The organism is Flammeovirgaceae bacterium SG7u.111 (assembly GCA_034044135.1).
Classification (GTDB): Bacteria; Bacteroidota; Bacteroidia; order Cytophagales; family Flammeovirgaceae.
On the sequence record CP139021.1, the window covers coordinates 6,446,753 to 6,460,947 of the forward strand.

The 14,195-nt window shown below is 40.0% G+C and carries 8 protein-coding genes; 4 read left to right on the forward strand and 4 right to left on the reverse strand.

All coding sequences use genetic code 11. The annotated features are described in order from the left end of the window. Window positions 1–48 precede the first annotated feature (48 nt). Complete coding sequence (gene hslV / locus R9C00_24950) at window positions 49–594, forward strand: ATP-dependent protease subunit HslV (protein ID WPO34946.1); 546 nt, start codon at window positions 49–51, stop codon at window positions 592–594. A 15-nt stretch (window positions 595–609) separates the two neighbouring features. Continuing rightward, window positions 610–1,233, forward strand: coding sequence for a toxin-antitoxin system YwqK family antitoxin (locus R9C00_24955; GenBank protein ID WPO34947.1), 624 nt, complete (start codon window positions 610–612; stop codon window positions 1,231–1,233). Window positions 1,234–1,282: 49 nt separating this feature from the next. On the opposite strand, the gene R9C00_24960 is transcribed toward R9C00_24955, so the two are convergent. The 3 genes from R9C00_24960 to R9C00_24970 form a co-directional block, all read right to left on the reverse strand. After that, window positions 1,283–2,551 (reverse strand): S41 family peptidase, encoded by a 1,269-nt coding sequence (locus tag R9C00_24960; protein WPO34948.1) that lies wholly within the window; start codon window positions 2,549–2,551, stop codon window positions 1,283–1,285. A gap of 127 nt (window positions 2,552–2,678) precedes the next feature. After that, complete coding sequence (gene yidC / locus R9C00_24965; protein WPO34949.1) at window positions 2,679–4,469, reverse strand: membrane protein insertase YidC; 1,791 nt, start codon at window positions 4,467–4,469, stop codon at window positions 2,679–2,681. A gap of 285 nt (window positions 4,470–4,754) precedes the next feature. Then, a complete protein-coding gene (locus tag R9C00_24970) occupies window positions 4,755–6,386 on the reverse strand; it encodes a CTP synthase (protein ID WPO34950.1) in 1,632 nt (543 codons plus the stop codon). 416 nt (window positions 6,387–6,802) lie between these two features. On the opposite strand from R9C00_24970, the gene R9C00_24975 reads away from it, so the two are divergent. Both R9C00_24975 and asnB read left to right on the forward strand, forming a co-directional pair. Next, window positions 6,803–7,261 (forward strand): hypothetical protein, encoded by a 459-nt coding sequence (locus R9C00_24975; protein WPO34951.1) that lies wholly within the window; start codon window positions 6,803–6,805, stop codon window positions 7,259–7,261. Window positions 7,262–7,520: 259 nt separating this feature from the next. Then, a complete protein-coding gene (asnB, locus tag R9C00_24980; GenBank protein WPO34952.1) occupies window positions 7,521–9,404 on the forward strand; it encodes an asparagine synthase (glutamine-hydrolyzing) in 1,884 nt (627 codons plus the stop codon). A gap of 123 nt (window positions 9,405–9,527) precedes the next feature. Here asnB and rpoC read toward each other — a convergent pair whose 3' ends face one another. Beyond that, complete coding sequence (gene rpoC, locus R9C00_24985; protein WPO34953.1) at window positions 9,528–13,841, reverse strand: DNA-directed RNA polymerase subunit beta'; 4,314 nt, start codon at window positions 13,839–13,841, stop codon at window positions 9,528–9,530. Window positions 13,842–14,195 lie beyond the last annotated feature (354 nt).

Consider the following 14,195-nt stretch of genomic DNA (forward strand, 5'->3'; position numbering starts at 1 on the left):
CGAAAACTATTTATTTAAAGAACAAAAAATAAACTTTCCATAGAAAAAATGAAGAGACAGAAAGTAAGATCGACGACGGTATTGGCAGTAATGCATAATGGAAAAGTAGCAATTGGGGCAGATGGCCAAGCAACCATGGGCGATACTGTAGCCAAAGGAAATATCAAAAAAATCCGCAAGCTGAGCAATGGGAAAATTGCCGTTGGATTTGCCGGCTCTACCGCCGATGCTTTTTCACTATTGGAAAAGTTTGAAGAAAAACTAGGTGCTTACGGTGGCAACTTGAAACGAGCTGCTATAGAATTAGCCAAAGACTGGCGTACAGATAGGTATTTGAGGAAATTGGAAGCCATGATGATCGCTGCTTCTAAAGAGGAAATATTAGTTATTTCGGGCACTGGAGATGTACTAGAACCAGATAACGAAATAGCTTCGATTGGTTCGGGAAGTAACTATGCTAAGTCCGCTGCTTTAGCACTGAAAAAGCACGCCACTTCTATGAGCGCTGAGGAAATGGTGAGAGAAGGCTTGACCATAGCCGCAGATATTTGTATCTACACCAACCACAATTTTGTGATAGAAACACTGGACTAAACTACTTATTGAAACATGCCAAAACCTTTCCTCATATTGTTCGGGTTTTTCCTATTGGGAATAAGTTCTGCTGGGCTTTGCCAGCCAGATACCCTTCGGTATGAGGACGGTGCTTTAAAAGCTTTTGGAAAACTAAAAAACGGGAAAAAGCAAGGAAAGTGGCAATCATTCTACCCAAATTCTGTTCGGAGCGCAGTAGAGTTTTACAAGCAAGGCGAACTCGATGGCTCTTGTAAATACTACTCTTTTGAAGGGAAGTTACTTAGTGAAGAACAATGGAAAATGGGCTTGCCCCACGGTGAGGCCAACTATTACCTCCCAAACGGAAAGCTTGAAAAAAGCGGTAGCTACTTAAACGGAGCTTACGAGGGAGAGTGGAAGTTCTATTACGAATCGGGGCTCTTAAAAAGGCAAGGGAGCTATAGTTCAGGTTTGCCCAATGGCAAATGGACTTTCTATCATGAAAATGGGAAAAAGTGGCAAGAAGGCAACTTCATAGCAAGCAAAGAAGATGGGCACTGGGTTTTCTATACTGAAGAAGGAAAAATAGAATTTGAAGGCAATTTTGAAAAAGGCAAAAAAGTAGGAGAATGGTTTAAATACAACAAAAAAGGGAAGAAAAAGCCTATGAAATACTAAGCTTTCCCTTCCCTTTTATACAAGCATAAATAATCCTCCTTAACTTAGGTTAAAAAGCTCCGATTTCTTTGTTTATCCCTTCATACATTTCCTCATTTTTCTGCACAACCCTTGGAGCTGCCATTCTCTTCCCTTCAGCACTAAACGCCCCATTTTCAATATAATACAAGGCTTCTTTGAGACAGTCTTCATCCACATCCCCAAAGTCATAAGTCAAGCCATCTGGCACTTTTACATCGGCAGGGATACCGTCAAAATATTCAGCTACGCCATCAGCGTTGGTAATTTTGAAGGTAATGGGGGTAAATACATAACCATCGAAGCGGAAAGAGCTCGCCCCTACCGGCTTACCATAGCTGTCATCTCCTACGGTTTTTACATCTAAGTAAGGCTTCAGTCCATTTATAACTACCTCACTAGCCGAAGCAGAGCTTTTTGTCGTGATGATTACCACCTTATCGAAATCAAAACTATAAGGTGTTTCTTCGAAGTTTACAGGAGTATTTTCGTCAGCTTTTTCTTCATTGAAGGTGATTTGTACCAATAACTCATCTTTGAGAGTTGGTGGGGCTATAATACTAGAAAGATATCCGGCAATATTGAGCAAGCCTCCTCGGTTATAGCGAAGGTCTAACACCAATTCATCCACTCCTTCAGCAGCAAAAAAATCAAACGCTTCATTCAAATCCTCTTTAGATCGTTCTATGAAATTGTTAAACACCACGTAGCCCACTTTCTTATTTCCCAATTCTATCACGCTCCTATGGGGGACGGTAGTAATATCCACCACAGCCTTTGTCATTTGTAACTCTTCCTCCGCTTCTCCAGTTTTTTTCACTTTAAGGCTTACCGACACCCCTGCTTCGTCCGCACCAAATGCAGCATTAAAATTTGATATAGCTTGGACAGGCACTCCATTCACTTCCAAAATCTGCATTCCTCGTCTTAGCCCTGCTTCGTAAGCAGGCGAACCCTTGTACACCAAACTTACTCTCAATTCTGTATCTGAAAGCCAAGTGCTGGCAAAACCCAAGCCTACATACTCGGCAGATACATAATATTGATCAAAAGCCACCTCTTCTTGGATACTGCTCCATTTGTCTTTTGCATTCCTAAGCGAACTAATGAGCGCTTCGGGACTATCGAAATCATTGACATCAACCTCGGCTGAGAGACCATCGTTCCACAAATACCAATCAGTCATAACAGCTACTACCTTGTTTTTAACCGTAACATCTATCGGCTCCACATCATTTTCCTTGCAAGAAAAAACAGAGAGTAACAAGACAAATGGTAAAAGCAGTTTGCTGATCTTCATAGTATAAATTGATTAAGTGAATCCTCTTTACTAAAGCTCTTGTTGCTTGTATAAGTTTGAATAATAAACAAAAACCCCGACAATAAGAGTATTGTCGGGGTTGAATGGTTGCAAAATGTATGCAAACTTATTTTTTCTTGTTCTGCTGCTTCATTGCATCTTCCAATCGTTGTTGGAAAGATGACTTCTTCTTGTTCACATTCTTCTTCTTATTCTCATCCAAAATCTTTCTGATTTTGCTATCATCTACAAAACGCCTGATCAATAACTGCTGACCAACAGTGATTACGTTCGAAACGAAGTAATAATACGTAAGACCTGAAGCGAAATTATTAAAGAAGAACATAAACATTAGCGGAGTAATGTAGCCAATTGTTTTGGCTGGTCCTTGCGCCGCAGCGTTCATTTGATTGCTATAATAGGTATATCCAATCTGAGAGATTGCCATCAATAAGGTGAATAAACTGATGTGGTCACCATAAAATGGGATCTCGAAACCAAAATTATAAATAGAATCGAATGAAGATAAATCTTCTGCCCAAAGGAAACTTTGTTGCCTAAGCTGGATAGCATTCGGGAAGAAGTTGAAAAGTGCCAAGAATACGGGCATCTGCGCCAACATGGGTATACAACCGCTTATCGGGTTCACACCTACTTGCTGGTAAAGCTTCATCTGTTCAGACTGCACTTTTTGCATATCGTCACCGTGCTTCGCTTTGATCTCATCTAGCTCTGGCTTCAATACTTTCGTCTTGGCCATTGAGAAATAAGATTTGTAAGTAAGAGGGAAAAGAAGTGTTTTTACGATGAAAACAAGAATCAAGATAACGATTCCGTAGTTACTGAAAAGTCCTTCTAAGAACTCGAAAAGAGGAATAACCAGATAAAGGTTGATAGTAGCGAAGAAAGCCCATCCAAGATAAACGTTGCGCTCAAAGCTAGGAGCTACACCTTCACAAATATCATAATCATTCGGTCCGAAATAGTATCTTATATTTCCATCATCGCCTTTCAATGACTTGATAGGCATTTTGAAAGCCATCTCACTGGCTTTTACTACTGTCTGATCTTCGGCAGGCACTACCGAAGCAACTTCTACATCTTCGAAAGTCTTATCGGTAATGATGGCAGAATTAAAGAACTTGTGCTTGAACGAAACCCATTTGGCTGGCAATTCAAGTTTCTTAGTTTCCTTATCATTTGAACTCACATTCAAATCATCGAAATTGAGGTCAGCCGTAAGGTAATTGACTGTAGATCGGGTACGACTCTGGTCGATTGCCTTCTCAAGCTTCGGCATTTTGTAGAACCAATAATAGTCAACATCTTCAGACTGGATCACATTATCCAAGCCCGCTGTCTCCCACGTGTAGTCCATCACAAAACCTGTTTTTTCCAAAGAGAAAACTCGTTTAAAACTTTGCTCACCCTGAGTAATGGTAAAGGCAATTGAATTCCCTTCTCTCTCTACTCCGTAGTAAAGGTCGTTTAGGTCAATATCACCTACATTAGATTTTACCACTTCAGACATCGTGCTACTTTCTTCACTTATCAGAATCAAAGGCTCTTTCAAGTAATCCACGTAATTCTTAAGCAATACATTTTTGATTTTTGCTCCGTGAGTATCGAAAGTAACTACCATCTCATCGTTTTCAAGCTTTACCTCTTCAGAAGTACCACTTACCGCAGTAGCAAAAAATCCGAATTTTTCTTGAATGGCTGAGTCGGGTAAATCATCAGTAATGAGAGGAGCTTGCTCAGGGCGTATTTTTTCTTCTACTGGTGTGTCAATTACTTGTTCGGCTGCTTGCTGGCCTTCAGTCTGCTGAGGCGCTTGTTCTTCTGGGTTGAAAAAGAAGAAGTATGCCATCAGCAGCAAAGAAATCAGCAATAAACCTGTGACGTTATTTTTATCCATTATAAAACATTTTGCAGACCTTTAAAAGTGGCCCAAATTTGATTTCATTTTTTGAAAAATCTTGCACTTTGGCATATCTGAAAGCTTTTGCCAAAAGAACATTTTTATTCGGCTGCAAAAATACAGCTTTTTTGATCAATTCAGGCTTTGCATTTTGATTAATTAGGCAATTGTGGATGAGAGGTAAAAAATAACCCCAAAACCTTCCTGTTTTGGGGTTGAGTATATTTTAAATAGATTGTAAGAACCTGGTTGAACAGAGCCCCTACTCTTCCTCACACTTCATTATTGGTTATCACCCTTTTCTAATTTGCTTTTTGCAATAGCAGCAGCTACAAAACCTACAAAAAGAGGATGAGGGTTCTCTACTGTACTTTTAAGCTCTGGGTGGAACTGCGAACCAATGAAGAAGGGATGACCTTTCACCTCCATGATTTCAACCAATCCGGAATCAGGATTGATACCCGAAGCTACCATTCCCGCTTTTTCGAACTGCTCTAGGTAGTTATTATTAAACTCATAACGGTGACGGTGGCGCTCCGAAATACTTGTTGTCCCGTACACTTTATGAGCAAGGCTATTCTTTTTCAAGTTACATTTGTATGCACCTAGCCTCATTGTACCGCCCATTTGCTTTAGGTTCTTTTGATCTTCCATAATGTCGATCACCAAGTTTTTTGACTCTGGGTCAAACTCTGCCGAATGAGCATCTTCTAGCTGGAGAACATCTCTTGCAAAACCAATTACAGCACATTGCATTCCTAGACAAATTCCGAAAAATGGGATGTTATTGTTGCGGGCATACATCGTAGCCTTCACTTTTCCGTCTATCCCCCTCTCTCCAAAACCTGGAGCTACCAGCATTCCGTCTAAATCTTTGAATGTAGTTTCGAGGTTATCCTCTTCTAGCTTTTCAGAATGAATCCATTTTACGTTCACCTTGCTTTCGTTCATGGCTCCCGCATGAATCAGCCCTTCTATAATCGATTTATAGGCATCTGGCAATTCTACATATTTACCAATCAAACCGACATTGACCTCGGTAGTTGGATTTTTTAGCTTACCCAAAAAGTGTTTCCACGAATCTATATTTGGCTCAGGCTCTTGTGGTAAGCGGAATTTATCGAGTACTATCTCGTCCAACCTTTCTTTGCGCATCATCAGAGGCACATCATAAATAGTTTCCGCATCTAACGATTGGATAACAGAATTGTAATTTACGTTGCAGAAAAGAGCGATTTTACGCTTCATATCCGAAGGAAGTGGGTATTCGGTACGGCAAACCAAAATATTAGGCTGCACCCCTGCTTCCGAAAGCGCTTTTACAGAGTGCTGGGTTGGTTTGGTCTTGAGCTCTCCAGCAGATTTGAGGTAAGGAACCAAGGTCAAATGAATAACAATTGAGTTATTCTCACCCAAATCCCAGCGTGCTTGGCGCACAGCTTCTATAAACGGTAAAGATTCGATATCACCTACACAACCACCAATTTCAGTAATGACGATATCGTAGTTTCCAGTTTCACCCAACTTAAACATGTTGGCTTTGATCTCATCGGTAATATGCGGGATTACCTGAATGGTTTTTCCCAAATAGCCGCCTTCACGCTCTCTGGTGATCACATTATTGTAGATCCTACCTGTAGTAACATTGTTCGCCTGAGAAGTAGGCACGTTCAAAAAACGTTCGTAATGCCCTAAATCCAAATCAGTTTCAGCGCCATCGTCCGTAACATAACACTCTCCATGTTCATAAGGATTCATTGTGCCCGGATCGATATTGATATAAGGATCGAATTTTTGAATAGTGACCGAATAGCCCCTTGCCTGCAATAATTTGCCCAGTGAAGCTGAAATAATACCTTTACCCAATGAGGATGTCACACCTCCTGTTACAAAAATGTACTTTGCCGAAGCCATTTCTCTGTCCGCTTGTGTTGTGTATAAAAAAAGAAAACCACCCTTGTAGCCCAAGAATTCCCAAAAAAATGGGCATTACATGAAAAAAAGAGAGGTGGTATGATAGGCAAGACCGGGATATTCCCAGCGGTTTGTTTGCCCTTGCAAAGGTATAGCAAAAAAGCCCTTTCGCAAACTTTTTAAATGATAAGGCATTTTAACCTCATGAAACAAACAAGGCACAACTCACTGAAATACAGAAACAAATAAGAAATAACATAAAACAATGCCCTTTTTTAAAGCGGGTTTTAACGCTTGTTCACAGCAATTGGACAAAACTTAATTAATCTGTACCAAAACAAAGAGGCCTTCGTTGATTTGATGAAAAATGCCTAAAAACAGGCTAGCATTTAAATCAACAGTAATTCAAATTTATTATGCGCTCACCTGAAATAGATAAACTATACGATACTTACAGAAGGGTAAAAGTTTGCAAAGTTAATAATGAGCAATTTGGAACATTAGTCCTTTTTTTCCCAGCATTGCTAGTTGTTGCTTGCGATGGAGTGGTAGATGATGAGGAATGGGTTTATGTTAAATACTTGTCAAAATTCATTGCGGACACCTTTAAAGACCAGCTTTCAGAAGAAGAAATTGCCGCTCTGCAAGAAAGTATGTTTGCCGAATTGGAGTTTTTAACTAAGTATTTATCAGACTGGGAGCAGAAGTTTTTGAAAGTATTGAAAGAGTATTTAGCCCATAACTCTCATGTAAAAGAAGATGTGGTTGACATCTTACACATGTTTGCTGAAGCTTCAGAGGGAGAGTCTGATGAAGAAGAAGCTAAAATTGAAGAGTTGACAAATTATCTCGAGTTGTCTGAGATAAACATCTAAAGACCCGTTTATACATAAGTATAATACTTAAAATAGAGTAAAAAGAGAGGTGCTTCACCTCTCTTTTTTTTGTACTAACCCTTTCTAAAACAGCTATTACTGCCCATTTAAATACTATTGCAAAAAAGAAGCATTTCTGGAAAACCCAAACTTTAACCTAATTTTTCAATCGGATTGTGAATAAAAACAGATTAAAAAGTTAGATTAATCGTAAGCAATCCTATTTTTGATTCATCGACCTAACCTATTAGTATATCCTATGTGTGGAATAGCAGGATTTGTTTCTAATTCATTTTCCAAATCAGATTTGGTAGGCATGACGGACCTCATTAAGCATAGAGGCCCTGATAGCGATGGTTTCTTTTATGATGAAAAGAAACATGTCGGGCTTGGCCACCGGAGGTTAAGTATCATTGACTTGAGCAATGCAGCCAACCAACCTTTCTACTCCGAAAATAGCCGGTATGTAATGGTTTATAACGGAGAAGTGTATAACTTCAAAGAAGTTGGCAACCAAATTTTGGCAAATAAGGGTAACGAACCTATACCCCACTCCTTCAAAACCCACTCTGATACAGAAGTACTCATTGAAGCTTTTGCAATGTGGGGTACTATGAAACTACCCGAAAAACTGAATGGCATGTTTGCTTTTGCCATTTACGATAAAACAGAGGAAAGACTCTTCCTTTTTAGAGACCGAGTAGGAATTAAGCCTCTTTATTATTTCCACCGCGAAGGAGAAATAGCATTTGCATCCGAGTTAAAATCACTTGTGAAACTCTTGAAAGGCAAAAGAAAGCTCACGATCAACCAAAGTGCTATCCACCAGTTTCTTTACCTTGGATATGTACCAGGTGAACAAACCATCTACAATGAAATATCGAAATTCCCAGCAGGGCATTGCGGCATTTTTGATAAGGGAAAATTGCACCTAGAGCAATACTGGAGTCCTGAAAAAATCATCAGAAATGAAACTACCACAAATGAGGAAAAGGGAATCAAACAACTGGATGAACTGTTAACTAAATCGGTAGAGCGAAGAATGATCGCCGATGTGCCTTTGGGTACTTTCCTAAGCGGAGGAGTTGATTCAAGCGTGGTTACTTCCATTGCTCAAAAACTAAGCGACAGGTCCATTAATACATTTTCCATTGGTTTTAAAGAAGCAAAATTTAATGAAAGTGAGTGGGCGGAAAAAGTCGCAAAGCACTTGGGTACAGAGCATCATCCCTTTCTTCTTTCTGAAAAAGATGCTATCGAACGGGTTGATTTAATCACTAAATCCTATGACCAACCTTTTGCCGACGCCTCGGCAGTACCGACCATGCTGGTCTCTGAAATGGCTCGTAAGCACGTAACAGTAGCACTTTCTGGCGATGGAGGAGATGAACTTTTTATGGGCTACGGTATGTATCAATGGGCAAAAAGGCTTTCTAAACCACACATTAAATATGGTTCTCCATTTTTAAAACTTGGGCTTTCTCTTTCTCCCAAAAGCAGAGACCAACGAGCTGCCTGGATGTTTGCTTGGAAAAACTCTCAACGAATAAAAAGCCATACCTTTTCACAAGAACAATATTTCTTTTCGGAAAAAGAGCTGAGCAAAATACTGAAAAATACTCCTGAAGAATTACAATGGATAGATGAAGGCTTTGGGAAATTGAACAGAAGCCTTTATTCTGATGAGCAGCAAGCTCTTTTCGATCTTAAAAATTACTTAAAAGATGACCTACTTGTAAAAGTAGATATTGCATCTATGCTTCATTCCCTTGAAGTTAGGGTCCCCCTACTCGATCACAAAGTAATCTCATTTGCACTCAACCTTCATAAAGATCTGAAGTGGAAAAACAGTACTAGTAAATACCTTCTCAAAGAGGTTTTGGCGAAATATATTCCTCAAGAGCTCATCAATAGACCCAAGTGGGGCTTTGGGATTCCATTAGGCAATTGGCTCAAAGCTGACTTAAAATATTTGATAGATGAATATCTTAATCCAGAGATAATTGGAGACTATGGAATAGTAGAACCTGCTATAGTAGAGAAACTCAAACGTGCCTTTTTTGAAAAAGGAAAGGATTACTTATACAATAGACTTTGGGCATTGGTCATTCTCCACAAGTGGTTAAAAGAGAATGAAGCTTAGAAAAAAGAAAGCTAATTGCTAAAAAACTCTGTAGCCTAGCTACCAAAAACAAAAAACCACTTGTCAGCTGACAAGTGGTTTTTTAATTCAAATAGCGTTATTTTTTTTATGTTTTCAGGAAACTTAGTCCTGCAACTCTCGGTCAGTTCTGAAACGTTCCTTAGAATCCAATAGCGCTTCATATTCATCCATTGAAGCTACTCTTGCACCTTGGAACTTCCTGATTCCTGTACCTGCAGGGATTAAGTGTCCAACAATTACGTTTTCTTTCAGACCGTTCAATTGGTCCATCTTACCTCTAATAGCAGCCTCACTCAAGACCTTAGTAGTCTCTTGGAAAGATGCGGCAGAGATAAAGCTGGTAGTATCCAACGATGCCTGCGTAATACCTTGAAGGTTCGGTCTTGATACTGCTGGTTGAGCATCTCTCACCTTCACAATATTCAAATCACGACGCTTCAAGTTAGAGTTTTCGTCTCTCAACTGTCTTGCCGAGACGATCATTCCAGGGCGCATTGTAGCAGAATCACCTGCTTCAGTCACCACCTTCTTGTCCAATATCTGATCATTGGTTTCCCTAAACGTGAACTTGTCCACATTTTGGTTATTCAAGAAGATAGTATCACCACTATCAACAATCATTACTTTCTGCATCATCTGCCTAACGATCACTTCAATGTGCTTATCATTGATACCCACACCTTGCAATCTATAAACATCCTGAATCTCGTTTACCAAGTATTCTTGAACCGCTGTTGGACCTTTAATAGCAAGAATATCAGATGGTGTAATCGCTCCATCAGAAAGAGGCATACCTGCTTTCACAAAGTCATTTTCTTGTACAAGAATATGTTTTGAAAGATTCACCAAGTATCTTTTCTTCACACCTTCTTTAGACTCTACAAAGATCTCACGGTTACCACGCTTAATAGCGCCATAAGAAACAATACCATCAATCTCACTTACTACAGCTGGGTTAGATGGGTTACGTGCTTCAAACAACTCAGTTACCCTCGGCAGACCACCCGTAATATCCCTGTTTTTGCTTATTGCTCGAGGGATTTTCACAAGAATCTGACCTGCGGTCACTTTTTCACCATCTTCTACTGCTAAGTGGGCATCAACAGGAATGTTACTACTTACACTTTCCCCATCATCTGAAACAATGATCAACGTTGGGTTTTTCGCTTTATCTTTAGTTTCAATGATTACTTTTTCACGGTGTCCAGTCTGCTCATCATACTCCTCACGGTAAGTGATACCTTCTTCAATAGCTTCAAATTCTACGTGACCGTTGAATTGAGAAAGGATAACAGCATTAAATGGATCCCAGAAACAGATAGTATCACCTTTCTCGACCATTGCACCTTCAGGTACTTTTAGGAAAGAGCCGTATGGCAAGTGATTGTTAATTAAGGTTCTACCTTCTTTATCAACAACTTTTACCTCACTAGTACGTGACATTACTACATCTAACTCTTCCCCTTCAGGACCTTTAGATGGTACAGAACGTAACTCTTCGTAAACAACCTTACCGGCAAATTTTGCTCTGATACTTGCATCTACAGCAATGTTCGATGCCGTACCACCAACGTGGAATGTACGTAGCGTAAGCTGAGTACCTGGCTCACCAATTGATTGAGCTGCGATAACACCAACAGCCTCACCATTTTGAACAGGATTACCCGAAGCAAGGTTGCGACCGTAGCACAAGGCACAAACACCTTTTCTCGTCTCACAAGTAAGTACTGAACGTATTTCTACAGCTTCAATAACTGTTTCTTTATCAATATAAGCAGCGATGTCTTCTGTTACCTCTTCGCCAGAAGCCACAATAAGTTCGTCCTCATTAAGCGGGTTATATACATCATGTACAGAAACTCTACCTACTATTCTCTCAGCCAATGGCTCAATAACATCATCGTTATCTTTAAGAGCCTCTACTGTGATACCTCTTAAAGTACCGCAATCATGCTCAGTAACAACTACATCTTGCGCTACATCAACTAGCCTACGAGTAAGGTAACCAGCATCGGCAGTTTTAAGAGCCGTATCTGCCAAACCTTTCCTCGCACCGTGAGTAGAGATAAAGTACTCTAGTACATCTAGCCCTTCTTTAAAGTTTGAAAGAATTGGGTTTTCGATGATTTCACCAACAGAACCTTGAAGGTTTTTCTGTGGTTTTGCCATCAAGCCCCTCATGCCTCCAAGCTGCCTAATTTGCTCCCTAGAACCCCTTGCTCCAGAGTGCATCATCATATAAATAGAGTTGAAACCTTGTTGGTCATGCTCCATCTGATTCATCAGCGTAGCAGTCAGCCTCATGTTTACTTTCGTCCAAATATCAATAACTTGGTTATAACGCTCATTATCAGTGATAAGCCCCATCTGATAGTTAGCAGTAACTGTCTCTACGTCTTCCTTAGCACCTACAATCAAGCTTTCCTTTTCTTCTGGAATAACAATTTCATCCAGACCGAAAGAAAGACCACCACTATATGCCATTCCAAAACCTAAGCCCTTGATATCATCCAAGAACTTGGCAGTTTTTGCCATACCCACAATCTTAAAGATTCGAGCAATAATTTTTTGGAGTGCTTTTTTGCTAAGAAGCTCATTTACATAACCCACTTCTTCGGGTACAAACTCATTGAAAAGTACTCTACCCGCTACAGTTTCTATGATTTCAGTACTAAGCTCACCTGTTTTATCATTACGAACTTTCGTTCTGATCTTGATATTAGCATGCTTAGATACCCTTCCCTCATTAATAGCAATAGTAGCTTCATCAGCACCATAGAAAGTAAGACCTTCACCTGGCACCTCTTCTTCAGGAGTTGTCCTTTTACCTTTAGAGAGATAATAAAGACCTAATACCATATCCTGAGAAGGTACCGTAATCGGTGCTCCGTTAGCAGGGTTCAATATATTGTGTGAAGCTAGCATTAGCAATGATGCCTCTAGCACAGCTTCGTGACCTAGTGGTACGTGTACCGCCATTTGGTCACCATCAAAATCGGCGTTAAATGCAGTACAAACAAGTGGATGTAACTGGATAGCTTTACCCTCAATAAGCTTAGGCTGGAATGCTTGAATACCAAGCCTGTGAAGCGTAGGAGCCCTGTTCAAGAGAACTGGATGACCTTTCAAGACGTTTTCCAAAATATCCCAAACTACAGGATCTTTGCGGTCTACAATTTTCTTTGCAGACTTCACTGTTTTCACAATACCCCTCTCAATCAGTTTCCTGATTATAAAAGGCTTGAACAGCTCAGCAGCCATGTTTTTAGGAAGGCCACACTCGTGGAGTTTCAATTCAGGACCTACTACGATCACCGAACGACCAGAGTAATCGACCCTTTTACCCAACAAGTTTTGACGGAAACGACCTTGCTTACCTTTGAGCATGTCACTCAATGATTTCAATGGACGGTTACCATCAGCCCTTACAGCGTTGACTTTACGAGAGTTGTCAAACAATGAATCTACCGCTTCTTGAAGCATCCTTTTCTCATTTCGAAGGATTACCTCAGGAGCTTTAATATCTATAAGCCTTTTCAAACGGTTGTTACGAATAATAACACGTCTGTAAAGGTCATTTAAATCTGAAGTTGCAAAACGACCTCCATCCAATGGAACTAGTGGACGAAGTTCTGGTGGGATAACCGGTACCATTCTGATAACCATCCACTCAGGGCGGTTCTCGATACGAGTCCTAGCATCCCTAAATGCTTCTACTACTTTCAAACGCTTCAACGCCTCAGCTTTACGCTGTTGCGAAGTATCATTGGCAGCACTATCTCTCAAGCTATAAGAAAGCTCATCGAGATTGATACGGCTCAACAACATTTCTAGAGACTCTGCACCCATCTTAGCGATGAACTTGTTAGGATCGTCGTCGTCGAGAAGTTGGTTCTCCCTAGGCAGTTTATCCAAGATATCAAGGTACTCATCCTCAGTCAAGAAGTCGAGGTAGTTGATACCATCTTCAGCTTTTATACCAGCTTGGATTACCACATAACGCTCGTAGTAAATGATTTGGTCAAGTTTTTTGGTAGGCAAGCCTAGCAAATAACCGATTTTATTAGGCAGGGAACGGAAATACCAAATGTGAGCTACAGGAACTACAAGTTGAATATGACCCATCCTTTCCCTTCTTACCTTCTTCTCGGTCACTTCAACACCACACCTGTCACAGATGATACCTTTGTACCTAATTCGCTTATATTTCCCACAATGACATTCCCAGTCTTTTACTGGTCCAAAAATTCGCTCACAGAACAATCCGCCCATCTCAGGCTTGTAAGTCCTATAGTTGATAGTTTCGGGCTGTGTTACCTCTCCATGAGAGCTTTCCAGAATAGACTCGGGGGATGCTAAACTAATGGTGACTTTTGTAAAGTCATTGGTGATTTTTTTATTCTTCTTAAACGCCATTTGAAGCTTCCTTTTTTTTGAACTTGCAAATATAGACAATTAATAATTATTTACTAAACCAATAGTTTGAATTCGCAAATTTATTTTGCTTTTTTTTCTTACCATTGTTTATACAAAAATTCCAAAAACCAGATCATACACCTGATTTGCAATACAATAGCTGAGTATAATATATTTATAAAAAATTGGGTGAGTTATAATGACCAGTCGGGACATCCTTATAAATTCTCCTTTCAAAAAATGAATTTGCCATGAGGAACAAAAAGTGGAAGTTGCTCAACAGGCTATTCGGGCAAGGATAGTTTTTATGCATAGTGAGATTTATGTGAAGGGATAAAAGAATAAGACTGGATT

Excerpts from the sequence above, each read along its gene's own strand:
- hslV (WPO34946.1), top strand. The coding sequence starts at position 49 with ATGAAGAGACAGAAAGTAAGATCGACGACGGTATTGGCAGTAATGCAT.
- R9C00_24955 (WPO34947.1), top strand. The coding sequence starts at position 610 with ATGCCAAAACCTTTCCTCATATTGTTCGGGTTTTTCCTATTGGGAATA.
- R9C00_24960 (WPO34948.1), bottom strand. The coding sequence starts at position 2,551 with ATGAAGATCAGCAAACTGCTTTTACCATTTGTCTTGTTACTCTCTGTT.
- yidC (WPO34949.1), bottom strand. The coding sequence starts at position 4,469 with ATGGATAAAAATAACGTCACAGGTTTATTGCTGATTTCTTTGCTGCTG.
- R9C00_24970 (WPO34950.1), bottom strand. The coding sequence starts at position 6,386 with ATGGCTTCGGCAAAGTACATTTTTGTAACAGGAGGTGTGACATCCTCA.
- R9C00_24975 (WPO34951.1), top strand. The coding sequence starts at position 6,803 with ATGCGCTCACCTGAAATAGATAAACTATACGATACTTACAGAAGGGTA.
- asnB (WPO34952.1), top strand. The coding sequence starts at position 7,521 with ATGTGTGGAATAGCAGGATTTGTTTCTAATTCATTTTCCAAATCAGAT.
- rpoC (WPO34953.1), bottom strand. The coding sequence starts at position 13,841 with ATGGCGTTTAAGAAGAATAAAAAAATCACCAATGACTTTACAAAAGTC.